The organism is Actinokineospora sp., assembly GCF_050699995.1.
Classification (GTDB): Bacteria; Actinomycetota; Actinomycetes; order Mycobacteriales; family Pseudonocardiaceae; genus Actinokineospora.
In genome coordinates this window covers 1-22736 of record NZ_JBOHGC010000023.1, presented here as the reverse complement: position 1 = coordinate 22736, position 22736 = coordinate 1, and the positions used below count along the sequence as shown (strand labels likewise).

Sequence of the window (22736 nt, the reverse complement as noted above, 5' to 3'; positions counted from 1 at the left end):
TGAGGTGATCAGATGTCGTTGACCCCCGCTGACGTGCACAACGTCGCGTTCAGCAAGCCTCCCATCGGCAAGCGGGGCTACAACGAGGACGAGGTGGACGCCTTCCTCGACTTGGTCGAGGTGGAGCTCTCCCGCCTGATCGAGGAGAACAACGACCTGCGCGCGCAGGTCGAGCAGCTCGACGCGCAGTTGGAGTCGGCCCGCGCCGACCTCGACGACGCTCGGTCCGGGGGTGGCGTGCCCAGCGTGGCGCCGCGTCAGGCCGAGGAGCCGCGTCGGCTCACTCCGGTTCCGCCGCCCAGTGCGCTGGAGCAGACCAGTCCCGGGGGCGGCGGTGATCACCACGTGCAGGCCGCCAAGGTTCTGGGCCTCGCACAGGAGATGGCCGACCGGCTCACCGGCGAGGCGAAAGCCGAAGCCGACGGGATGCTGTCGGAGGCACGGACCAAGTCCGAGCAGCTGCTGTCCGATGCGCGTGCGAAGTCCGACACCATGGTCACCGAGGCGCGTACGCGCGCGGAGACCATGCTGAACGACGCCCGGACCCGGGCCGAGACCCTGGAGCGTCAGGCCAGGGAGAAGGCGACCACGCTGGAGCGCGACGCCCAGCGGCAGCACACCGAGATCATCGGCGCGGTGCAGCAGGAACGCACCACGCTGGAGAAGAAGATCGACGAGCTGCGCACCTTCGAGCGCGAGTACCGCACACGTCTGAAGACCTTCCTCGAGTCCAGCCTGCGTGAGCTCGGCGACCGCGGTTCCGCGGCCCCGACCACCGAGGGCGGACGCGGTGCCGGTCAGCAGAGCGGCTACTCCTTCGGCCCGCGTGCGGAAGCGGGCTGACCTAGCGAGCCACTGATCGGGACGCCTCATCGCTGAGGCGTCCCGATCAAGGCAGTAGGGCACACGGTGCTGTACATCGTCTTGATCTTGGTGCTGGCCGCCCTCGGGTTGCTGGTCACGGCTCTGACAACGGCCAACACCCTCTGGGCGTGGCTCTCGGTCGGCATCAGCATCGCCGCCGCGGGCATCCTGGTCTACGACTGGCTGGGCAACCGCCGCCGCAAGGCCGCCGAGCCTGAGGCTGTGGCCGAGGTCGACGACCGTGAGCCGGAGTACGTCGATGAAGCTGTCGACGAGCCCGTCGAGGAGCCTGTCGTTGCGTCGGTCCCGCCTGCCGAGGCGGTCGCTGTCGTCCCCGAGACGTCCTCGGAGGATGAGCCCGGCGAGGAGCCGACGGACGCCGCCGACCTGTTGGTGATCTCCGGGCTGACGGCCGACGTCCGGGTGTTGGACGAGCGTCCGCGCTACCACCTGGCCAAGTGCGCCTGGCTGGGCGGACGGTCGTCGATCGGTCTCCCGGTCGCCGAGGCCCGCCAGCTCGGCTTCACCCCGTGCGCGCGGTGCAGCCCGGACGCGACCCTGGCGGCCAAGCACCGCGCGGGCCGAGGAGCCAGGACCCCCGGCGAGAAGTAGTTCAGCCGAAGGCGAAACCGGTCGCGTCTCGCGACTCGTCCCTGGAACAGTTGATGTCAGCTGATCTAGGGGGCGCGGTTTCGCATGGTCCTGTCCGGCGTGGGGACCAAGCGTCTCGGTGGCGACTTCGGCAAGCTCTGGGCGTCCACGGCCGCGACCAACCTCGGTGACGGCATCGCGCTGGCCGCGGGCCCGCTGTTGGTCTCCGGACTGACCTCCGACCCGGCGATCGTGTCCGGTGCGGCTTTCGTCCAGCGGCTGCCTTGGCTGCTGTTCTCCCTGATCAGTGGCGCGCTCGTCGACCGGCTCGACCGCCGGGTGCTGATCATCTCGGTCGACGTCTTCCGGGCCGTCGTGATCGGCGGCCTGGCCGCGACCGTATGGACCGGCCACGTCACGATCGCGCTCGTCTACGCCGCGTTCTTCCTGCTGGGGATCGGCGAGACGCTGGCCGACAACGCCTCCGCCGCCATGGTTCCCGCAGTCGTGTCGCCCGACCTGCTGCCCAAGGCCAACGCCAGGCTCTACGCCCTGCACTTCGTCGGCAACCTGCTTATCGCGCCGCCGGTGGGTGCGGCGCTGTTCGTGGTCGGCGCTGCCCTGCCGTTCGGGACCAACGCCGCGATGTTCCTCCTCGGCGCCGCCGTGCTGGCCACCCTGCGATACCGACCGCCGCCCGCTGAGGTCGTCGAGCGACGGCCGCTGCGCCAGGAGATCGGCGAGGGGCTGCGGTGGCTGTGGCGACACGAGTTGCTCAGGGCCCTCGCGGTGGTCTTGTGCCTGATGAACGTCGCGTTCTTCGCGCCGTCGGCGATTCTGGTGCTCTATGCGAAGGAGCATCTCGACCTGCCCGAGATCGGCTTCGGGCTGCTGCTGGCGGTGATGGCGGTGGGTGGCCTGATGGGGACCGCCGTCGCCGCTCGTGCGCAGACGCGATTCGGGGATGCCTGGCTGCTGCGGGCGGGCATGGTGATCGAGACCGCGACCCATTTCGGCCTGGCACTGGCCACCGACGCGTGGGTCGCCGGGGCGACGCTGCTGGTCTTCGGTGTCCACGCGTCGATCTGGGGAGTCGTCGCCATGTCGGTCCGCCAGCGGGTCATTCCCGACCGGCTGCGCGGCCGGGTCGGCAGCGTGTACTTCCTCCTGGTCATCGGCGGCGCGTCGATCGGCTCACTGGCCGGTGGCCTGATCGCGCGCCAGTGGGGCGTCACGGCGCCGATGTGGGCTGCCGGTGCGGCGATGGTCGTGTTGACCGGCTTCGCGTGGCGGCACTTTCGGCGGGAGGCGTTCGAGCCGGACCGACCTTGAGGCCACAATGGCGGCATGCGAGTCGAGTTGGTGAAGGACGCGGACGGACTTGTCGACGGGCTGGCGCAGGTCCTGGTGGACTGCGTGGCGAGCGGGGCGAGTGTCGGGTTCGTCGGCACCCCTCGGGTCGTCGGGACGGTCCGGTTGGCGCTCGCGACCCAGGACAACGGTCCGCACCGCGCCGAGGTGGTCAAGTTGCTGGTGCACCGCGACGCGCGGGGCAAGGGCTGCGCGAGTGCGCTGATGGCCGCGCTGGAGGACACCGCCCGCGCGCCCACGACGATCATGGTCAAACACCTGGTCGGCTGAACCGGCTTGCGCGGACCGGTTACCCTGGATGTCAAGGCACTGATCCGGCCATCACCGGGGAGCCTCCGGAAGAACGGGCGCGAGCCTCAGTAGAACCGGACGGGATCGGCCCGTCACAGCCGACCTAGAGCGGTCATCGGCGTTTCGGCGCCGGCGGCAAGCGGGGTGGTACCGCGGCGAGCGGCGGCATGGAGGCCGGCGCGAGTCGTCCCCGTGTGGGTCCGACCGATCCGTACGAGGAGTACCACCGATGCCGTACCCCAGGGCGCACCACACCGAGACCGCCGCTGTCCCCGCGCAGCCCTCTTTCCCTGAGCTGGAACGGGCCGTGCTCGACTACTGGTCCGCCGACCAGACGTTCAAGGCCACTGTGGACGCTCGCCCGGCGGGCGACAACGGCGCCAACGAGTTCGTCTTCTACGACGGCCCGCCCTTCGCCAACGGCCTGCCGCACTACGGCCACCTGCTGACCGGCTACGTCAAGGACGTCGTCCCGCGCTACCAGACCATGCGCGGCAAGCACGTCGAGCGCCGCTTCGGCTGGGACACGCACGGTCTGCCCGCCGAGGTCGAGGCGGAGAAGCAGCTCGGGTTCTCGTCGAAGAGCGAGATCGAGGACTTCGGCATCGAGAAGTTCAACGAGGCCTGCCGCACGTCGGTGCTGCGCTACACCGACCAGTGGCGCGACTACGTGACCCGCCAGGCCCGCTGGGTCGACTTCGACAACGACTACAAGACCCTCGACCTGGACTACATGGAAAGCGTCATGTGGGCCTTCAAGTCCTTGCACGACAAGGGCTTGATCTACGAGGGCTTCCGCGTGCTGTGGTACTGCTGGCGCTGCGAGACGCCGCTGTCGAACACCGAGACCAAAATGGACGACACCTACCGGGACCGCCAGGACCCGGCGGTCACGGTCGGTCTGCGGCTGCTCGCGCCGGGCGCCGACCTCGACGGCGTCCAGGCTCTCGTGTGGACGACCACGCCGTGGACGCTTCCGTCCAACCTCGCCGCCGCCGTGCACCCGGATGTCGACTACGTCGTCGTCCAGGGTCCCGAGGACAAGCGCTACCTGCTGGCCGAGGCGCGAGTCCCGGCCTACGCGCGCGAACTCGGTGAGGAGCCCGCGGTTCTCGCGCGCTACACCGGTTCCGACCTGCTCGGCACGAAGTACGCGCCGCCGTTCGACTTCTTCGCCGGGCGGGAGAACGCCCACCAGGTCCTCGCCGCCGACTACGTCACCACCGAGGACGGCACGGGCATCGTGCACATCGCGCCCGCCTTCGGTGAGGAGGACAAGCTCGTCACCGACGCCGCGGGCATCGAGGTCGTCGTCCCCGTCGACCCGCACGGCCGGTTCACCAGCGAGGTCGCGCCGTACGAGGGCCTGCAGGTCTTCGACGCGAACAAGCCGATCATCCGCGACCTCAAGGAAGCCGGCCTGCTGCTTCGGCACGAGACCTACGACCACCCGTACCCGCACTGCTGGCGCTGCGACAACGCGCTGATCCAGCGGGCGGTCTCGTCGTGGTTCATCGCGGTCAGCAAGTTCAAGGACCGCATGGTCGAGCTGAACCAGCAGATCAACTGGGTGCCCGGGCACATCAAGGACGGCCAGTTCGGCAAGTGGCTGGAGAACGCGCGCGACTGGAACATCAGCCGCAACCGGTTCTGGGGCTCGCCGATCCCGGTCTGGGTGTCCGACGACCCCGAGTACCCGCGGGTGGACGTCTACGGCTCGCTCGACGACCTCGAGCGTGACTTCGGCGTGCGCCCGACCGACCTGCACCGCCCGCACGTCGACGAGTTGACCCGGCCCAACCCGGACGACCCGACGGGCAAGTCGGTCATGCGCCGGGTGCCCGAGGTGCTGGACTGCTGGTTCGAGTCCGGCTCGATGTCCTTCGCCCAGGTGCACTACCCGTTCGAGAACGCCCAGTGGTTCGAGGACCACTACCCGGGTGACTTCATCGTCGAGTACAACGGCCAGACGCGCGGCTGGTTCTACACGATGCACGTGATCGCGACGGCGCTGTTCGACCGGCCCGCGTTCACCAACTGCGTCGCGCACGGCATCGTGTTGGGCGACGACGGGCAGAAGATGTCCAAGTCCCGCAAGAACTACCCGGACGTCAACGAGGTCTTCGACCGCGACGGCTCCGACGCGATGCGCTGGTTCCTCATGGCCAGCCCGATCCTGCGCGGTGGCGACCTGGTCGTGACCGAGCGCGGCATCCGCGACGCGGTGCGCCAGGCCGTGCTGCCGCTGTGGAACTCGTGGTACTTCCTTGCCCTGTATGCGAACGCCGAAGGCAAGGAGGGCACCTGGCGGGTCGACTCCACGCACGTGCTCGACCGCTACGTGCTCGCCAAGACCCGGCAGCTCGTGGTGTCGGTGACCGAGTCGATGGACAACTACGACATCTCCGGGTCCTGCGCCTCGGTGCGCGAATACCTTGAGGTGCTGACGAACTGGTACGTGCGCCGCTCGCGTGACCGCTTCTGGTCGGGCGACACCGACGCGATCGATACCCTGCACACCGTGCTGGAAGTGGTGTCCCGCTTGACTTCGCCGCTGCTGCCGCTCACCGCGGAGGCGGTCTGGCGCGGTCTGACCGGCGAGCGTTCGGTGCACCTGGCCGACTGGCCCGCCGCGGACGACCTGCCCGCCGACGACAAGCTGGTCGCGGGTATGGACCGGGTCCGGCAGGTGTGCTCGTCGGCGCTGGCGCTGCGCAAGGCGAACAAGCTGCGGGTGCGGCTGCCGCTGGCGCGACTGCTGGTGGCGGCCGAGGACGCGGCGGTACTCGAGCCGTTCGTCGAGCTGATCCGCGACGAAGTGAACGTCAAGGAGGTCGAGCTGACCACCGACGTCGCCGCGCACGGTCACTTCGAACTCGTGGTCAACGCCCGCGCGTGCGGGCCGCGGCTCGGGGCCGACGTGCAGAAGGTGATCAAGGCGGTGAAGGCGGGGGAGTGGACCACCGCCGACGGCGGCGCGGTTGTCGCGGCGGGCATCGAGTTGCTCGACGGCGAGTACGAGCGCCGGCTCGTCGCGACCGACCCGGGTGCGACCGCTGAGCTGCCCGCCAGTTCGGGCTTGGTCGTGCTCGACACCGCGGTCACCGCTGAGCTGACGGCCGAGGGCATCGCCCGCGACTTGATCCGCGTCGTGCAGCAGGCCAGGCGCGACGCCGGTCTGGACGTGTCCGACCGGATCAGCCTGACGGTGCACGCGCCGGAGGACGTGGGCGCGGCCGTGCGCACGCACGAGGGCATCGTCGGCGGCGACACGCTGGCCGAAGTGGTGGCATACGGCGAGGTCGAGACTGGGTTCGACGGCACAGTCGGCGACGGTGTCGAGGTGCGGGTGCTGGTGGTTCGGCGGTAATTCACATCACGCGCAGGTATCAGGAAGGCGGCTTTCGGTAGTCCGGGAGCCGCCTTCCTGGCATCGTGGGTGAAAGCGTGACTGTCGCGCGTCGGGGGATGTGCGGTACTGGGGGTTCGACGTGTCATCGACACGAAAGCGCTGGATTCTGTCCATTGGGGCGTTGGCGGTGATCGCCTGCGTGGGCGCCGCCATCTTTGTGTTGATGCCCAGGCAACGCGGGCCGCAGGCCGCCGCGAACACACCGACGACATCGGCGCAGCCGACCATGACGGCACTGCAGGTCGGTGATCGGTTCATCAAGTCGCTCGCCGCGCAGGACATGGTCACCGCGGCGACGATGACCTCGGACCGTGAGGGTGCCTCGCGGGTGTTGATCGAGGTCAAGTCGATGCTGGGGGCGACCAAGGTGGCCACCGCGTGGACGAACCAGGCGGCGCCCGCCGCGGACGCGACCGAGATCGCCCAGCAGTTCCAGATCAGCTGGACCTTGGGCGTCGACCAGGTGTGGACGTACCCGAGTGCGTTGACCATGGAACGCGCCACCGCGGGCTGGCGGGTCCGCTGGGACCCCGCGATCGTGCATCCCAGGCTGACGTCCGGTTTCTCCCTCGGCGTGCGGCAGCCCGCCGCCGCGTCGAACGCCGTCCTCGACCGCGACGGCAAGCCACTCGACCCCGCCGCCGTGCCGCTGCTGGCTGGGGCGATCAAGAACCAGGTGCAGCCCGCGGGCACCCCCGCCCCGGTCCGCGTGGTGCTGTTCGACAAGGCGGGCGCCGAGGTCGAGAACCTCTTCGGCGTCGAAGCCAAACCCACCCCGGCCGTCACCGCGACACTGAGCGCGGTCACCCAGAAGGCCGCCCAGGCCGCCGTGGACTCGGCCCCTGGCGCCGCCATCCTGGTCGCCATCCAGCCGTCGACCGGCGGCATCCTCGCCGTCGCGCAGAACTCGGCCGCCGGGAGCAGCCCGAAGGCACTCAACGGCCTGTACCCGCCTGGCTCCACGTTCAAGGTCGTCACCGCCACCGCGCTCCTCAACCAGGGCAAGGCCGGTATTGACACCGTCGTGCCCTGCCTCGGCAGGCAGACCATCGGCACCCGCAGCATCAAGAACGCCGACTTCGAACTCCCCGACGGCCCTCTGCGCACGGCGTTCGCCCAGTCCTGCAACACCACTTTCGCCGCGCTGGCCGCCGACCTGCCGTCGGACTCGCTGCCCGCCGCGGCCGCCCAGTTCGGCTTCGCGGCGGACTTCGAGATCCCCGGCATCAGCACCCAGACCGGCCGGGTCCAGCCCGCCCGGGGCACCCCGGAGCAGGTGGAGAACAGCATCGGGCAGGGCACGGTCCAGGCCAGCCCGTTCGGCTTGGCTCTGATGACCGCCACGGTGGCCAAGGGGTCCGCGGTCACCCCACGGCTGTTCACCGGGGTGGAGACCGTCGTGAAGACCGGTTACCAGGGCCCCTCGGCGGCCACCGTCAAATCCTTGCGCACCATGATGCGCGAGGTCGTGACCGTGGGCCGAGCCCAGGCGCTGGCCAAATACGGCGCCGTGGCCGGCAAGACCGGAACCGCCCAGTTCGGCGACGGCACCCACTCACACGGCTGGTTCGCGGGCTATCGCGGCGACGTCGCGTTCGCCGTGCTGGTCGAGGACGCGGGTTCGGCCGCGCCCGCGGTGGCCGTGGCGGGAACGTTCCTGGCGGGCTGATGTCCCGCATCCTCGCCGGATGACGGCATCAGTCCACTATGGATGGCTGCGGACCTCCACCCGGGTCTCGCCCGCGCCGAACACCGCCACGAGTTTGCTGCGGTCCACCGCGCTCGCGAGTCCTGGTCGGACGTCGATGTCCTGGCGCAGGGCCGGGGTGAGCAGCAGCCACGACTGCGCCAGACAGGTGTCGACGCACTCGTCCGGTCGGGTGGTGGCGGCAATCGGCCGTCCCCCGCGAACCAGGTCCACCCACATGGAATCGTCGGTCAGGATCCGCGCCTCGGGCAGATTGACCCGCAACCAACCCGCCGCCGCGACAGCCGGGGCGATGTCGGAACGCTCGGTCGCGCCGACCGGGCTCGCCCACGCGGGGATCGCGAACGCGGCCACGGTCACCGCGAGCGCCGCCGTGGGCACCAGGAACGGCCTGACCAGCTGGTGCCTGCCGACCCGCTCGCGGTGGGTGATGCCGCACTCCACCGTTCCGGCGATCAGCAGTGCGGCCAGCGGCGGTACCACGGTCAGGGCCGCGGTTCCGGGGCCGCCGGGGATCAGTGCGGTCACGATCAGGGAGAGGACACCGACGGCGAGCGGGCGCAGCCGGTAGGAGAACAGGGCGCCGCAGGCGGCGAAGACGGCGGTGGCGGCCAGGACCGGGTCCATCGCCACCCAGTGCGCCGGGACGGGTCCGTCGCCGGTGAGGTAGGCGCCGTCGAGGACCCTGGTGGTGCCCAGGCCGATGCCGACGCCGAGGGTGAACAGCGAGGCCACCATCAGCGACAAGCGCTTGCGTCGGCGCCGCCAGATCAGCCAGGCGCCGGTGGGGACGAGCGCCAGCATGACCGGGGCGGTGATCACCGCGATGACCAGGAACGCCGTGGCCCACAGGTCCGGCGCGAGTGAGCGGTGCCGGTTGTGGGTCCACAGCAAACCGAGCCCGGCCAGCGCCCACGGCATGGCCACGTTCTCCGGCCGCACGGCGCTCTGGATGGAGATCGCCATCGGTGACAGCGCGACCATGCCGACCGCGGCGGCGGCGGTCCACCGCGACAGCGACATGCGGCGGGCGAAGAGCCACACCAGCAGGGCGCAGCAGGCGGAGGCGAACAGGATCGATTCGCGGACGGCGATGGCGCCGGTCGCGTGCCGGGCGAAGGCGTCGGTCAGGGCGGTGTAACCGCCGATCTGTAACCAGGCCAGCGGGGCCGCTGCGGCGCCGAGTGGGTCGAGCAGCTTGCCAAGCTCGGCCACCGCGTACACCTGTGCCACATGTTGTGCTTCAACGGGTTGGGCGGGGGACTGGAGCATCCCCACCCGGAGGGCGGCGGTCAGCCCGGCCAAGCCGAGCGGGACGATGAGTCTGAGTAAGACGTGGCCCGCGGTCGCTGTCCGTTCTTCGGCGCGCAAACGCCGGGAACGCGCGATGAGGCGGACCGAGGAGAGGGCACTCCATCGGTGTGCGGTCATCTGGTTGCCTGCTCGGCGATCCGGCACTGGGCCGGATGCGAGCGGAGCCTCCTTCGGTGGGCGAGTCCGGCAGGGGAGTGGAGCGGTCCGTCGCACGCTGCGTTCGCCCATGTTAAACGCAGATCTTCCCCATGCGTACTGCAACTTTCCGTAAAAGAACCATGCCGCCTTACGGGTGATGCAGGAACGCTTGATGCGCCATTCGGGTGTAGCTCTTAGACCGCCGCGCGAGCACGCTTCTCGATCGCCCAGCGCAGGATCCGCACCCAGGGCGACCATCGCGCGCGGCGCGCCGGCGGGTGTCCGACCGAGTCGCCCGCCCGGTCGAAGCCGTCCTCCATCAGCGCGTCGTGCAGCCACCGGATAGCCAGCGGCCACAGCAGATGCCCGGCGCCCTTCGGGTGCCCGGTGAGCACGTGCCGCACCACGCAGGTGTCCGGTGTGGCGCCGTCGACCACTTCGAGCGTGTGCGTTCCCTGGATGACGAAGTCCGGCGCGAAGGTGAACTCGACGAGCCTGCCGGGTTGGTACGCCGTGCAGGAGTACCGGATCGGACCGTGGCCGCCCACCGCGCCCACCGACAGCGGCCGGTCGAAGCGCAGCTCTGGCCAGGAGTCGACTGGCCAGATCGGGCTGTCGGGCCCCAGGAGCTGGTCGAGCAGCTCCCCGACGCGCCGCGGCTCGACCGGGATTTCCCGTTGGTGCGTATTGAGAATCATGCGATCGTCCTTCCGTACGGAACCGTATGGTGTTGAGCGTACGGTAGCGTATGGGTGTGCCGACGAGAAGGACCAAGGACGACTGGACGGCGATCGCGCTCGAAGCGATCGCCGAGGGCGGCGCGGCCGCGGTCGCCGTCGAGCCGCTCGCCGCCCGCGTCGGAGCCACGAAAGGCAGCCTCTACTGGCATTTCCCGACCCGCGACGCGCTCCTCGAAGCCGCGCTCGCCCGGTGGGAGCGGGAGCACACCGAAGGTGTGATCGGCTTCGCCGACCAGGGCGCCACCGGCGAGGAGCGGCTGCGGCTGCTGTTCGGGGCCATCCTCGCGGGCGAGCACGCTTTCGGCATCGAGTTGGCGCTGCTGGCGTCCACCGCCGATCCCGTGGTCTCGGCGGCTGTCTCACGGGTGACCGAACGCCGGATCGCCTATCTGGTCACGCAGTTCACGGATTTGGGCTTCGGCCGTGCCGCGGCGCGCAGACGGGCTGTGTTCGCCTACTCCGCCTACCTCGGACAGGCTCAGCTCATGCGCGTCGCGCCCGAGTTGCTGCCCCGCTCGGCGTCGAGCAGGCGCGCCTACATCGACGACGTGCTGCGGGTCATCCTCGTGCCCGCGGCGGAGCGGTGAATGGCGTTCCGCTTCGGGGTCCGGGTCAAGCCGGGCGCGCGCAAGACCAAGGTCGGCGGTCGGTGGACCGACGCGCTGGTCGTGGCCGTCGCCGCGCCCGCGGTCGAGGGTAAGGCGAACGAAGCGGTGCGCCGGGCGCTGGCCGCGGCTTTCGGGGTGCGCCGCCAGGACGTCCACATCGTCACCGGCGACCGCGGCCGGGACAAGGTCGTCGAGATCGATCACCCTCCCGACGACGCGAAATCCACTCTGGACCGGCTGCTCGACGAGCGGTGACGCGGGGCCTGATCGTCGAGAAGACGCTGGTCGGCCCGCGGCAGGGGAGAATGCGTCTGACAACGTGGAGGCGGCGTGGCTGACCTGACCTTGGCGCTCGGCATCGGAGCGGCCGTGATCCTCGCGGCCGTGCTCGCGGTGCGCGTCTCGGTGAAGGTCGGCCTGCCCTCGCTGCTCCTCTACCTCGGGATCGGCGTCCTGCTGGGCGAAGCGGGCTTCGGCATCGAGTTCTCCAACGCCGAGCTGACGCAGGCGCTCGGCTTGGCCGCGTTGGTCCTCATCCTGACCGAAGGTGGCCTGACCACGCGGTGGGATGAGGTGAAACCCGCGCTGTGGCCCGGAATCGCCCTGTCCACAGTGGCGGTTGTGATCAGCGTCGGAGTCGCGGGCGCGATGCTGCACTGGATCCTCGGCCTGGAATGGCGGATGGCGATGCTGTGGGGCGCCGTGCTGGCGTCCACCGACGCCGCGGCCGTGTTCAGCGTCCTGCGCAACCTGTCGGTCACCAGACGGCTTGTCGGGTCGCTGGAGCTGGAGTCCGGCATGAACGACGCGCCCTGCTACATCGCGGTCGTGCTGCTCGCCTCGACCGACCCGGTCACCTGGACCCTGCCGCTCACCCTCGTCTACGAACTCGGCCTCGGCGCGGTGATCGGCGTCGGCCTCGGCTGGCTCGGCACGCACGCCCTGCGCCGGGCCGCGCTGCCCGCGACCGGCCTCTACCCGCTCGCGACGGTGGCCGTGTGCATCCTCGCGTTCGCTGGCGGGCAGGCCGCGCACGCCTCCGGGCTGCTCGCCACCTACATCGCGGGCCTGGTGCTGGGCAACTCCAAGCTGCCGCACCGGGCCGACACCGTCTCCTTCGCCGAGGGCCTCGGCTGGCTCGCGCAGATCGGCCTGTTCGTCCTGCTCGGGTTGTTCGCCTCGCCGTCGCGGCTGCTCGACGCGATCGTGCCGGGGCTGGTCGCCGGGGCGGTGGTCACCTTCCTCGCGAGACCCCTGTCCGTGCTGATCTCCACCACGCCGTTCAGAGTCCCCTGGCGAGAACAGGCGTTCCTTTCCTGGGCGGGACTGCGCGGAGCCGTGCCGATCGTGCTCGCGATGATCCCGCTGTCACAGGGCCTGCCCGGGGCGACCGAGCTGGTTGACGCGGTGTTCGTGCTGGTCATCGTGCTGACGCTGGTGCAGGGCAGCACCCTCGGGATGCTGGCGCGCGTCCTCAGGCTCGATCCGGGGGCGAAGCCGAAGGAGGTCGAGGTCGACGTCGCCACCCTCGACGAACTCGACGCCGAGCTGCTGCAGGTGACCATCCCGGCAGGCTCGAAGCTGCACGGCGTGTACCTGGCCGAACTGCGGCTGCCACCGGGCGCGACGGTCAGCCTGGTCGCCCGGGACGGGAAGGGCTTCACCCCCGGCCCGACCACCCGGCTGCAGGAAGGCGACCAGATTCTCGTGGTCACCACGCAGGCCGTGCGCTCAGCCACCGAGAGCCGCATCCGCGCGGTCGACCGGGCGGGCCGCTACGCCCGCTGGAAGGGCGAATCCGGCAAGGACTGATCGTCGACTCCCAGAATCTGGACGGCGGTGCGCGGCGCCCGAGTTGTCGGCTAGGGTCGAGACCAAGGTCATGAGTGTCAGCGTCAAGCCCCGGCTCGCTGACCGGCAACCCTCCTTCCGCGGTGGGGTGCCCCGGGTGAGGACCTGGCCCGTCGCGTGGTGCGAGCGGGCAAGCGCGGACCCATGCGGGTCCCAGGACCCGGAGGCCTGCCTTGACGCTCGCCATCTCCTTCCCGACAGCACGCACCGCCGACCCGAGTGAGTCCACCGTGCCCACAGTCGTCGGCGCCCGCCTGACCGTGCCGCTGCTCGACGGCCGCCAGGTCGGCTACGCCAATCTCGACCACGCCGCGAGCGCGCCCTGTCTGGACGCCGTGCGCGACGCCGTGGACGAGTTGCTTCCCTGGTACGCCAGCGTGCATCGCGGGGCGGGCTTCGCCTCGCAGGTGTGCACCGGGGTCTACGCGCAGGCGCGCGACACACTGCGCCGGTTCGTGGGCGCGCGCGCGACCGACGCGGTGGTCTTCACCCGCAACACCACCGACAGCCTGAACCTGCTCGCCCGCGCGCTGCCCAAGGGCACCTCGGTCGTGCTGTTCGACACCGAGCACCACGCCGCCCTGCTGCCGTGGCGCGGACCGCGGGTCCACCGGGTCAAGACCCCGGCCGACGCCGCCGCCACCATCGCCGCGCTCGACGCCGCCCTGAGCACCTGCCCGGTCGGTCCGCGGCTGGTGGTGCTCACCGGCGCGTCCAACGTCACCGGCGAGGTGTGGCCCATCGCCGAACTCGCCAAGGTCGCCCGCCGCCACGGCGCCCGGGTCGTACTCGACGCCGCGCAACTCGCCCCGCACCGCCCGGTCGACATCCGCGCGCTCGACGTCGACTACGTCGTCCTGTCCGGCCACAAGCTCTACGCCCCCTATGGCGCGGGCGCGCTGATCGGGCGTTCGGACTGGCTGCAGGCGGCCGACCCGTACCTGGTCGGCGGCGGCGCCACCCGCCAGGTCGTCGACTGGGGCGACCACCTCGGCGTGTCCTGGACCGCCGTGCCCGAGCGGCACGAGGCGGGCTCGCCCAACGTCGTCGGTGTGCACGCGCTCGCAGTGGCCTGCGAGACGCTGTCGCAGAGCTGGGACGACGTGGCCGCGCACGAGCGGACCCTGCTGCGCAGGGTGCGCCAAGGCCTCGCGGGCATCCCCGGCCTGCGGGTCCTCGAACTGTTCGGACCCGAGCAGGACCGGGTCGGCGTGGTCAGCTTCAGCGTCGACGGCCTCGACGCCGGTCTCACCGCCGCCGCCCTGTCCGCCGAGCACGGCATCGGCGTGCGCGACGGGGCCTTCTGCGCGCACATCGCCACCCGCAGGCTCCTCGACCGCTCCGGCGCCGACCAGCAGCGGGCCGTCCGGGCCAGCCTGGGACTCGGTTCCACCGCCGAACACGTCGACCGGCTCGTCGCCGCGCTGCGCTCGCTGGCAGCCGACGGACCGGCCTTCACCTATGCGCAGGTCGACGGCCGGTGGGTCCCCGCCGACGACGAGCGGCCGCTGCCGCCGTTCCTCCGAGAGGTGTCCTGACCGGCCGCTCCGCACACCATGGACAATGGACCGGTGAACACTGAGCGCGGCGACGACCGTGATACCCCGACCGAGTCGGAACCGGCCACGCCCGCACCGCCCGCCCGCCGCCGCCTGCTGCTGATCTCGGCCGCGCTGGCCGTGTTCGCCGCGGACCTGGTCACCAAGATCATCGCGGTCGCGACGCTGGAGGGCGAGGCCCCGATCCGGCTGCTCGGCGGTGCCGTCTACCTGCAGCTCGTGCGCAACCCGGGTGCGGCGTTCTCGATGGCGACCGGCATGACCTGGCTGCTTAGCCTGGTCGCGCTCGGTGTCGTGGTGGCGATCATCTGGATCATCCCGAAGCTGCGCTCCGCGGGTTGGGCGCTGGGTCTGGGCCTGGTCCTCGCGGGCGCGCTCGGCAACCTGACCGACCGCGTCTTCCGCGCCCCCAGCGTCCTGCAGGGGCACGTGATCGACTTCGTGTCGGTGTTCGGCCCCAACGGCGAGGTGTGGCCGGTGTTCAACGTCGCCGACTCGGCGATCTGCGTCGGCGGCGGCCTGATCGTCCTCATGGCGATGCTCGGCCGCGACTACGACGGCACCCACACCTCGGCCAAGGCGAAAGAAACCGCATGAGCGAGCTTGCGAGCGAATCATCGACACAGTGCCTTCGCGAGTGGAGCCACCGAATTCATGAGGTGGCCGCATGAGCGACTCGCGCACCCTTCCTGTTCCCGATGGTCTGGACGGCATGCGGGTCGACGCGGGGCTGTCGAAGCTGCTCGGCCTGTCCCGCACCGTCGTCGCCGCGCTCGCCGAGTCCGGTGACGTGCTGGTCGACGGGCGGCCCGCGGGCAAGTCCGACCGCCTGCTCGCGGGCACGTGGCTCGAGGTGACGCTGCCCGAGCCGGAACGGCCGATCGAGGTCCAGGCGATCGCCGTCGAGGGCCTGATCGTGCTGCACCAGGACGACGACGTGGTCGTGGTCGACAAGCCGGTCGGCGTCGCCGCGCACCCCAGCCCCGGCTGGTCCGGCCCGACGGTGATCGGCGGGCTCGCGGGAGCGGGCATCCGCATCTCGACCTCGGGCGCCGCCGAGCGCCAAGGCGTCGTACACCGGCTCGACGTCGGCACGACCGGCGTCATGGTGGTCGCCAAGAGCGAGCGCGCGTACACCGTGCTCAAGCGCGCGTTCAAGGAGCGCACTGTCGAGAAGCGCTACCACGCGCTCGTGCAGGGGCACCCGGACCCGAGCGTCGGCACCATCGACGCGCCGATCGACCGCCACCCCAAGCACGACTACCGCTGGGCGGTCGTCGCGGGCGGCAAGCCGAGCATCACCCACTACGAGACGATCGAGGCCTTCCGCGCGGCGTCGCTGCTGGACGTGAAGCTCGAAACCGGTCGCACGCACCAGATCCGGGTGCACTTCTCGGCGCTGCGCCACCCGTGCGTCGGCGACCTCACCTACGGCGCCGACCCGGTCCTGGCCAAGCGCCTGCGCCTGACCCGCCAGTGGCTGCACGCCCGGACGCTGGGCTTCCACCACCCCGACGACGGCCGGTGGGTCGAATTCACCAGCGAATACCCCGCGGACTTGGCCGGGGCACTGGAATTGCTCGCCGCGGACTACTGAATCCCACCCGTTCGTGTCGCTCTGGGCTAGTTTGGGTCCGAGAGTCGGCAAGAGGGTGGGGAGCGATGAGCGATCAGCGCGAGGCGAAGTGGGACGGCGCGAACGACGGTGATCCGTTCGCGACCGGGGGACACGGTCGGTTCATGCGGGACGGCGCCGCGCCGTCGGTGATCGGCGGGGCGCCGGACGACGTCGACGAGACGGTCCGGGTGAACCCCGACGAGGTGCGCTACGACCGTGAGCCGCCGACGTCGCCGATCCCGGTGGCGAACCCGGGTGCTGAGAAGAAGAGCTGGTTCGGCAAGCTGTTCGGCCGCTAGTTCTCGATCTTCCAGGTGAGCGTCCGGGATTCCTCATCCGGGCGGGGGCTCCACTGCACGGCGGTGATCTCAAGGTCCTCGGGCACGACATACACGGTGTGTCCGCCCGCGGTTTCGCCCGGCGCCACGCCGATGCGGTGCGGCGGCCGGGACGACAGTGACACGGGTGCCTTGGACATCGACTTGCCGTCCGGGGTGACCAGGACCAGGTACAGGTCGGGCAGCGTGCCGAAGCGCACGGTCCCGCGGTTGGTCAGCTCGGTGTGCACGACGACCGAGCGCTCGCCCGCCTGCAGCCGGTAGCCCGCGGCGGTGAACAGGTAGTCGGCCGGGTCGACCACCTCGACGAGCTGGATCGACAGCCGCTCACCCTCCAGGCCCTCGGCCTCCAGCGTCTCGCCCGCGACGCCCTGCCTGCGCGGCCGGGTCGTGGGTCGCGTGCGGTCGTCGGGCATGGTCGTGGCGGGGGGCTGGTCGCCGCGCGCCCACGACGAGCTGCCAGGGGGACCCCAGGTGGAGATCGGCTCGGCGGGCGTCGGGAACGGCTGGCTCGGCGGGCCCGTCGGCGCGGGGAACGGCTGGCTGGGCGGTCCGGTGCGGACCTGGTGCGGGCCCGACGGCGGGAACTGCTGCTGCTGCGGCTGGTACGGCTGCTGCTGGTACCCGGCGGGCGGCGAGGGCGGGTAGACCCCGGACGGCGTCCCTTGCGCCCCGTAGGCACTCGACGGCGTGCCCTGGGCACCATAGGGCGGGCCGGGCGTTTGCTGAGCGGTATACACGCCCGACGGCGTCCCTTGCGCGCCATAGACCCCGGACGGCGTGCCGTGCACGCCTTGGCCGTGTCCCGGGGCCGGCGCTCCGTAGTTGGTGGGCGCCGTCATCCGGGCCAGCGCGGCCCGCACACCGTTGGGGTCGCACTCGACGCCGACGAGCAGCGGCACCCCCGCCGCGGACAGCGCGACCAGTCGGGACGCCACCTCGCGAGGGTCCATGCCCAGCCGCGCGGCCACCTCGTGCACCGCGGCACGCCCCATCTCGGCGACTACGCCGAGCACCCGTGCGTCCATGGGATCCGTCACGGATCGCACGCTACCGGGTCACTCGTCCTCCTGCGCCGGAAGCTGTCACACCGGCCCGGCGAAGATCCGTTTGCGTGATCGTCCGCTCACACCGGGGCGTCATCGAGCACGGCCAGGCGCAGTGGGTCGTCGGCGCGCACACCGGTGTCGGCGATATAGAGCGGGCGCACTTCGGCGTCGTAGCGGGCGAACGCGGGCAGCGCCCACTGCTCGCTCTCCGGGACCTTGCGGGCCAGCGCGGGCGCGGAGAGCCACAGGTGCACGGAGTAGTCGTGCGGCAGGCCGCGGCCCAAGAGCAGTTCGCCGTCGATCAGCACCACACCATGGGGGAGGTCGACATAGTCGGCGCGGGCGGCGCGGTCGGTGTCGGTGTTCCACAGTCGCGGCAGGACTCGACGCGACCCGTTGGGGCCCAACGGGTCGAGCACCTCACGCCGCAGCGCGCCCGCGTCGAGCCAGTCGTCGTACCGGGCGTCCGGGTCGGTGCGTCCACGCTCGAACCGCAGGGACGCGGCCCGCCGGAAATCGGCCGCCGAGACCCTCAACACAGGACGGCCCAGCACCCGCAGCCGCTCGCCGATCCGGTCGGCCAGCACGTCCGGGCGAGTGGGCGGCGCACCGTCGATGATCACGCGGGTGATCTCCGGACGGGCCGCCACCTGCGCGGACACCTCGTCGATGAGAGCGGGCGGCGAAAGCGGTCGGAAACGCACACCCGCCATCCTTCCCTGTCTCGCGTGCCGGTCCACAGAACTGTCCGACGGCCCGACTAAGGTGTGCCCGTGGCTGACTCCTTCGCTCATCTTCACGTGCACACCGAGTACTCGATGCTCGACGGAGCGGCCAAGCTCAAGGACATGTTCGCCGAGTGCGAGCGCCTCGGCCTGACCTCGGTGGCGATCACCGACCACGGTCACACCAACGGCATCTACGACTTCTATCGGCAGGCCAAGGGCGCCGGTATCAAGCCGATCCTGGGGATCGAGGCGTACATCGCACCCGGGTCTCGGTTCAACAAGGACCGGGTCCGCTGGGGCGACCCGAGCCAGAAGTCCGACGACGTCGGCGGCAGCGGCGCGTACAACCACCAGACGATCTGGGCGCGCAACGACCAGGGCCTGCGGAACCTGATGAAGCTGTCGAGCCTGGCGTCGCTGGAGGGCCAGCTCGGTAAGTGGCCCCGGATGGACCGTGAGCTGATCACCGAGCACTCGGCGGGGCTGATGGCCACCACCGGGTGCCCGTCCGGCGACGTCCAGACCAGGCTCCGGCTCGGCCAGTTCGACGAGGCCGTGGCCGCCGCGGGTGCCTGGAAGGAGATCTACGGCGCGGGCAACTTCTTCGTCGAGCTGATGGACCACGGCATCGAGATCGAGCGCCGGGTCCGCGACGGTCTGATCGAGGTCGCGAAGAAGGTCGACCTTCCGTTCGTGGTCACCAACGACTCGCACTACACCTACGCCGAGGACCGCGACGCGCACGACGCCCTGCTGTGCGTGCAGACCGCGAGCACGCTGCAGGACCCGACTCGGTTCCGCTTCGACGGCACCGGCTACTACCTCAAGTCGCCGGACGAGATGCGCGCGATCGACTCGTCCGACCCGTGGCAGGAGGGGTGCCGCAACACCCTGGTGATCGCCGAGAAGGTCGACATCAGCGGGATGTTCGAGTTCCGCAATCTGATGCCGAAGTTCCCGATCCCCGACGGCATGACCGAGGACGAGTTCTTCCGGCAGCAGGTGTGGGAGGGCATGCACAAGCGGTTCCCCGACGGCGTCGACGAGGAACACCGCAGGCAGGTCGAGTTCGAGATCAATGTCATCACCCAGATGGGGTTCCCGGCGTACTTCCTCGTGGTCGCCGACCTCATCCAGTGGGCGAAGAACAACGGCATCCGGGTCGGCCCCGGCCGAGGGTCCGCCGCGGGTGCGCTGATCGCCTACGCGATGGGCATCACCGACCTCGACCCGCTGGCCCACGGCCTGATCTTCGAGCGGTTCCTCAACCCCGACCGGGTCAGCCCGCCCGACATCGACATCGACTTCGACGAACGTCGGCGCGGTGACGTCATCCGCTACACCACCGAGAAGTGGGGTGCGGACAAGGTCGCGCAGGTGATCACCTTCGGCACGATCAAGGCGAAGGCCGCGATCAAGGACTCCGCCCGAGTGCTTTTCGGCCAGCCCGGGTACGCGGTCGCGGACAAGATCTCCAAGGTGTACCCGCCCGCGGTCATGGCCAAGGACATCCCGCTCAACAACCTGTTCGACCCGCAGCACAAGCGCTACGCCGAGGCCACCGAGATCCGCGAGCTGTACAACAGCGACCCGCAGGTCAAGGAGATCATCGACACCGGCCGCGGCCTGGAAGGCCTGATCCGCAACGCCGGTGTGCACGCCTGCGCGGTCATCCTGAGCGCCGAGCCGCTGATGGACACGATCCCGCTGTGGAAGCGTCCGCAGGACGGGTCGATCATCACGCAGTTCGACTACCCGACGTGCGAGTCGCTCGGGCTGCTGAAGATGGACTTCCTCGGCCTGCGCAACCTGACCGTCATCGACGACGCGCTGCGCAACATCGAGCGCAACGGCAAACCGGTGCCGGACCTGGAAACCCTTGGCCTCGACGACAAGGCCACCTACGAGCTGCTCTCGCGCGGGGACACGCTCGGCGTGTTCCAGCTCGACGGCGGGCCCATGCGCGACCTGCTGCGCCTCATGCGTCCCGACAACTTCGAGGACATCTCGGCGGTCGGCGCGCTCTACCGGCCGGGTCCGATGGGCGCGAAGTCGCACACGAACTACGCGCTGCGCAAGAACAAGCAGCAGGAGATCACCCCCATCCACCCCGCCCTGGCGGAGGCGCTGGAAGACATCCTCGGCACAACCTACGGCCTGATCGTGTATCAGGAGCAGGTCATGGCGATCGCGCAGAAACTGGCGGGATACACGCTCGGACAAGCGGACTTGCTCCGCCGGGCCATGGGTAAGAAGAAGAAAGAGGTCCTGGACGCGGAGTTCGTCAACTTCTCCGGCGGTATGGAGAAGAACGGCTACCCGAAGGACGCGATCAAGACCCTGTGGGACATCCTCGTCCCGTTCGCCGACTACGCGTTCAACAAGGCGCACTCCGCCGCGTACGGCCTGGTCTCGTACTGGACGGCTTTCCTCAAGGCGAACTACCCGGCCGAATACATGGCCGGGCTGCTCACGAGTGTGCGCGACGACAAGGACAAGGCGGCCGTCTACCTGGCCGAATGCCGCAAGATGGGCATCACCGTCCTGCCGCCCGACGTCAACGAGTCGGAGAAGGAGTTCGCCCCGGTCGGCGGCGACATCCGCTTCGGCCTCGGCGCGATCCGCAACGTCGGCGCCAACGTCGTCGACTCGATCATCAAGTCGCGCACCGAGAAGGGCGAGTTCACCGACTTCTCCGACTACCTGCGCAAGGTCGAAGCGGTGGCCTGCAACAAGAAGGTCGTCGAATCGCTGATCAAGGCCGGCGCGTTCGACTCGCTCAAGCACCCGCGCAAGGGCTTGTTCCTGATCCACACCGACGCCATCGACGCGGTCATGGACACCAAGAAAGCCGAGGCGGTCGGCCAGTTCGACCTGTTCGGCGCGGCGGGCGGCGCGGACGAGGACGTGGCCGGCGTCTTCGACGTGCGGGTGCCCGACGAGGTCTGGGAGTCCAAGCACCAACTCGCCCTGGAGCGGGAGATGCTCGGGCTCTACGTGTCGGGCCACCCGCTCAACGGGGTCGAGCATGTGCTCACCTCGCAGTCGGACACATCCATCGCGGCGATCCTCGAAGGCGGCATCCCCGACGGGACCCAGGTCGTGATCGGCGGCATTCTCGCCTCGGTCAACCGGCGGGTGAACCGCAACGGCGAGCCGTGGGCCTCGGCGATGCTCGAGGACCTCGCCGGCGGCATCGAGGTGTTGTTCTTCCCGAAGACGTACGCGGTGATCGGCATGGGGGTCCTGGAGGACGCGATCGTCCTGGTGAAGGCCCGGGTCGCCAAGCGCGACGACCGGACCTCGCTGATCGCGAACGACCTCGCCGTCCCCGACCTGTCCAACGCGGCGGGCGCGCCGTTCCGGCTGATCATGGCGGCGACCAAGTGCACGCCGCCGCTGGTCGCGCAGCTCAAGGACGTGTTGGGTTCCTACCCTGGGACCACGGAAGTCCACTTGAAACTGATCAACGGGCCCCGGCAAACCCTCCTCAAACTCGACGACGCGCTGCGGGTGAGCCCGTCGCCGTCGCTGATGGGGGACCTGAAGGCACTGCTGGGTCCAGGCTGCCTCTCCTAAGCCTGTGGACAACTACTCGCGGTGATCCTGAAAGTGAGTACGGTGGAAGCCAAGGGGCTCGAACCGCACACCACTGGGGGGATGATTTCCGTGCTGGACAACGACATTAAGCTCGGCGCCCGATTCATCGACGACCCGTACGGGGTCTACGCCGAACTGCGCTCCACCGGCCCGGTCCGCAAGGTCGAGCTTCCGACGGGGGTGCGCGTCTGGCTGGTCACCGACTACGCCGAGGCGCGCGCGGCGCTGGCGGACCCGACGCTGAGCAAGAACATCCGCAAGTCGGCGGACGTCACCGACCGTCACCTCGCCCCCGGCGCGCAGCGGGTCGACTTCAGCACCAGCCTGTCGTCGCACATGCTCAACACGGACCCGCCCAACCACACCAGGCTGCGCAAACTCGTCAACAAGGCGTTCACCGCCGGCGGCGTCGACCACCTGCGCCCCCGCATCGAGGCGATCACCGAGGAGCTGCTCGCGGGAATGGCGGGCGCCGAGGAGATCGACCTGTTGGAGGCGTTCGCGTTCCCGTTGCCGATCACGGTGATCTGCGAGATGCTCGGCGTCCCCCTCGACGACCGGGACGACTTCCGGTCGTGGTCGGATCAGCTGCTGTCGAACGACCGCTCCGAGAAGCTGCACAACGCGGCCGCGTCGATGCAGACCTACCTGATCGGCCTCATCGAGGCCAAGCGCGCCGAGCCCGGCGCCGACCTGCTCAGCGCGCTCATCGACGCCAGCGAGGACGGTGACCGGCTTTCCGGCGAGGAACTGGTCTCCATGGCGTTCCTCCTGCTTGTCGCGGGCCACGAGACCACGGTCAACCTCATCGGCAACGCCATGCTCGGCCTGCTGACCCGCCCGGACCAGCTGGCGGCGCTCAGGGCCGACCCCACCCTGCTCTCGGGTGCCATCGAGGAGTTCCTCCGCTACGACGGCCCGGTGAACCTGGCGACCTTCCGGCTCACCACCGAGCC

Annotated in this window: 19 protein-coding genes and 1 riboswitch; of the genes, 15 read left to right on the top strand and 4 right to left on the bottom strand. The window is 70.1% G+C overall.

The annotated features are described in order from the left end of the window. Positions 1-12 precede the first annotated feature (12 nt). The 6 genes from wag31 to ACRDSQ_RS01535 all read left to right on the top strand — a co-directional run bounded on the left by wag31 (position 13) and on the right by ACRDSQ_RS01535 (position 8198). A complete protein-coding gene (gene wag31 / locus ACRDSQ_RS01560) occupies positions 13-843 on the top strand; it encodes a DivIVA-like cell division protein Wag31 (RefSeq protein WP_091574649.1) in 831 nt (276 codons plus the stop codon). Positions 844-909: 66 nt separating this feature from the next. Then, complete coding sequence (locus ACRDSQ_RS01555; RefSeq protein ID WP_431418100.1) at positions 910-1476, top strand: hypothetical protein; 567 nt, start codon at positions 910-912, stop codon at positions 1474-1476. 99 nt (positions 1477-1575) lie between these two features. Then, a complete protein-coding gene (locus tag ACRDSQ_RS01550; protein ID WP_431418098.1) occupies positions 1576-2787 on the top strand; it encodes an MFS transporter in 1212 nt (403 codons plus the stop codon). A 15-nt stretch (positions 2788-2802) separates the two neighbouring features. After that, positions 2803-3096 carry a GNAT family N-acetyltransferase gene (locus ACRDSQ_RS01545; RefSeq protein ID WP_431418097.1) on the top strand — a complete coding sequence of 98 codons (294 nt, stop codon included), beginning with the start codon at positions 2803-2805 and terminating at the stop codon, positions 3094-3096. Between the two features lie 250 nt (positions 3097-3346). Further along, positions 3347-6487 (top strand): isoleucine--tRNA ligase, encoded by a 3141-nt coding sequence (gene ileS, locus ACRDSQ_RS01540; protein ID WP_431418096.1) that lies wholly within the window; start codon positions 3347-3349, stop codon positions 6485-6487. 121 nt (positions 6488-6608) lie between these two features. Then, positions 6609-8198 (top strand): penicillin-binding transpeptidase domain-containing protein, encoded by a 1590-nt coding sequence (locus ACRDSQ_RS01535; protein ID WP_431418094.1) that lies wholly within the window; start codon positions 6609-6611, stop codon positions 8196-8198. 36 nt (positions 8199-8234) lie between these two features. On the opposite strand, the gene ACRDSQ_RS01530 is transcribed toward ACRDSQ_RS01535, so the two are convergent. Next, a complete protein-coding gene (locus ACRDSQ_RS01530) occupies positions 8235-9668 on the bottom strand; it encodes a hypothetical protein (RefSeq protein WP_431418092.1) in 1434 nt (477 codons plus the stop codon). A gap of 215 nt (positions 9669-9883) precedes the next feature. Then, the gene (locus ACRDSQ_RS01525) at positions 9884-10387 is read right to left on the bottom strand and encodes an SRPBCC family protein (RefSeq protein ID WP_431418090.1); all 504 of its coding nucleotides are present in this window, start codon (positions 10385-10387) and stop codon (positions 9884-9886) included. A gap of 56 nt (positions 10388-10443) precedes the next feature. Here ACRDSQ_RS01525 and ACRDSQ_RS01520 point away from each other — a divergent pair, with 56 nt between their 5' ends. The 7 genes from ACRDSQ_RS01520 (at position 10444) to ACRDSQ_RS01490 (ending at position 16364) form a co-directional block, all read left to right on the top strand. Then, positions 10444-11016, top strand: a complete 573-nt coding sequence (locus tag ACRDSQ_RS01520) for a TetR/AcrR family transcriptional regulator (protein ID WP_431418088.1) — start codon at positions 10444-10446, stop codon at positions 11014-11016. Then, positions 11017-11292: a DUF167 domain-containing protein gene (locus ACRDSQ_RS01515; protein ID WP_431418086.1), complete on the top strand. Its 276-nt coding sequence runs from the start codon at positions 11017-11019 to the stop codon at positions 11290-11292. Positions 11293-11367: 75 nt separating this feature from the next. Continuing rightward, positions 11368-12849: a potassium/proton antiporter gene (locus ACRDSQ_RS01510; RefSeq protein WP_431418084.1), complete on the top strand. Its 1482-nt coding sequence runs from the start codon at positions 11368-11370 to the stop codon at positions 12847-12849. 66 nt (positions 12850-12915) lie between these two features. Next, a riboswitch (SAM riboswitch) is annotated at positions 12916-13031 on the top strand. A 30-nt stretch (positions 13032-13061) separates the two neighbouring features. Beyond that, positions 13062-14426: an aminotransferase class V-fold PLP-dependent enzyme gene (locus ACRDSQ_RS01505; protein ID WP_431418083.1), complete on the top strand. Its 1365-nt coding sequence runs from the start codon at positions 13062-13064 to the stop codon at positions 14424-14426. Positions 14427-14459: 33 nt separating this feature from the next. Further along, entirely contained in the window at positions 14460-15044 is a 585-nt protein-coding gene (gene lspA, locus ACRDSQ_RS01500) for a signal peptidase II (protein WP_431418081.1), read from the top strand. Positions 15045-15114: 70 nt separating this feature from the next. Further along, entirely contained in the window at positions 15115-16044 is a 930-nt protein-coding gene (locus ACRDSQ_RS01495) for an RluA family pseudouridine synthase (RefSeq protein ID WP_431418080.1), read from the top strand. Between the two features lie 65 nt (positions 16045-16109). Then, the gene (locus ACRDSQ_RS01490; RefSeq protein ID WP_431418079.1) at positions 16110-16364 is read left to right on the top strand and encodes a hypothetical protein; all 255 of its coding nucleotides are present in this window, start codon (positions 16110-16112) and stop codon (positions 16362-16364) included. On the opposite strand, the gene ACRDSQ_RS01485 is transcribed toward ACRDSQ_RS01490, so the two are convergent. Beyond that, a complete protein-coding gene (locus ACRDSQ_RS01485) occupies positions 16361-17431 on the bottom strand; it encodes an AsnC family protein (protein ID WP_431418122.1) in 1071 nt (356 codons plus the stop codon). The two genes, ACRDSQ_RS01490 and ACRDSQ_RS01485, sit on opposite strands and share 4 nt — an antisense overlap. Positions 17432-17529: 98 nt before the next feature. Then, positions 17530-18156 (bottom strand): uridine kinase, encoded by a 627-nt coding sequence (locus tag ACRDSQ_RS01480; protein WP_431418077.1) that lies wholly within the window; start codon positions 18154-18156, stop codon positions 17530-17532. 69 nt (positions 18157-18225) lie between these two features. Between ACRDSQ_RS01480 and dnaE the strand changes: the two genes are divergently transcribed. Both dnaE and ACRDSQ_RS01470 read left to right on the top strand, forming a co-directional pair. Beyond that, positions 18226-21759: a DNA polymerase III subunit alpha gene (dnaE, locus tag ACRDSQ_RS01475; RefSeq protein WP_431418075.1), complete on the top strand. Its 3534-nt coding sequence runs from the start codon at positions 18226-18228 to the stop codon at positions 21757-21759. A gap of 33 nt (positions 21760-21792) precedes the next feature. Then, a partial coding sequence (locus ACRDSQ_RS01470; protein ID WP_431418073.1) for a cytochrome P450 family protein occupies positions 21793-22736 on the top strand: 944 nt, incomplete at its 3' end.

What these genes read in the sequence shown, in the direction of transcription:
- wag31 (WP_091574649.1), top strand. Translation starts at nt 13, where the DNA reads ATGTCGTTGACCCCCGCTGACGTGCACAACGTCGCGTTCAGCAAGCCT.
- ACRDSQ_RS01545 (WP_431418097.1), top strand. Translation starts at nt 2,803, where the DNA reads ATGCGAGTCGAGTTGGTGAAGGACGCGGACGGACTTGTCGACGGGCTG.
- ileS (WP_431418096.1), top strand. Translation starts at nt 3,347, where the DNA reads ATGCCGTACCCCAGGGCGCACCACACCGAGACCGCCGCTGTCCCCGCG.
- ACRDSQ_RS01530 (WP_431418092.1), bottom strand. Translation starts at nt 9,668, where the DNA reads ATGACCGCACACCGATGGAGTGCCCTCTCCTCGGTCCGCCTCATCGCG.
- ACRDSQ_RS01525 (WP_431418090.1), bottom strand. Translation starts at nt 10,387, where the DNA reads ATGATTCTCAATACGCACCAACGGGAAATCCCGGTCGAGCCGCGGCGC.
- ACRDSQ_RS01515 (WP_431418086.1), top strand. Translation starts at nt 11,017, where the DNA reads ATGGCGTTCCGCTTCGGGGTCCGGGTCAAGCCGGGCGCGCGCAAGACC.
- ACRDSQ_RS01495 (WP_431418080.1), top strand. Translation starts at nt 15,115, where the DNA reads ATGAGCGACTCGCGCACCCTTCCTGTTCCCGATGGTCTGGACGGCATG.
- ACRDSQ_RS01490 (WP_431418079.1), top strand. Translation starts at nt 16,110, where the DNA reads ATGAGCGATCAGCGCGAGGCGAAGTGGGACGGCGCGAACGACGGTGAT.
- ACRDSQ_RS01485 (WP_431418122.1), bottom strand. Translation starts at nt 17,431, where the DNA reads ATGGACGCACGGGTGCTCGGCGTAGTCGCCGAGATGGGGCGTGCCGCG.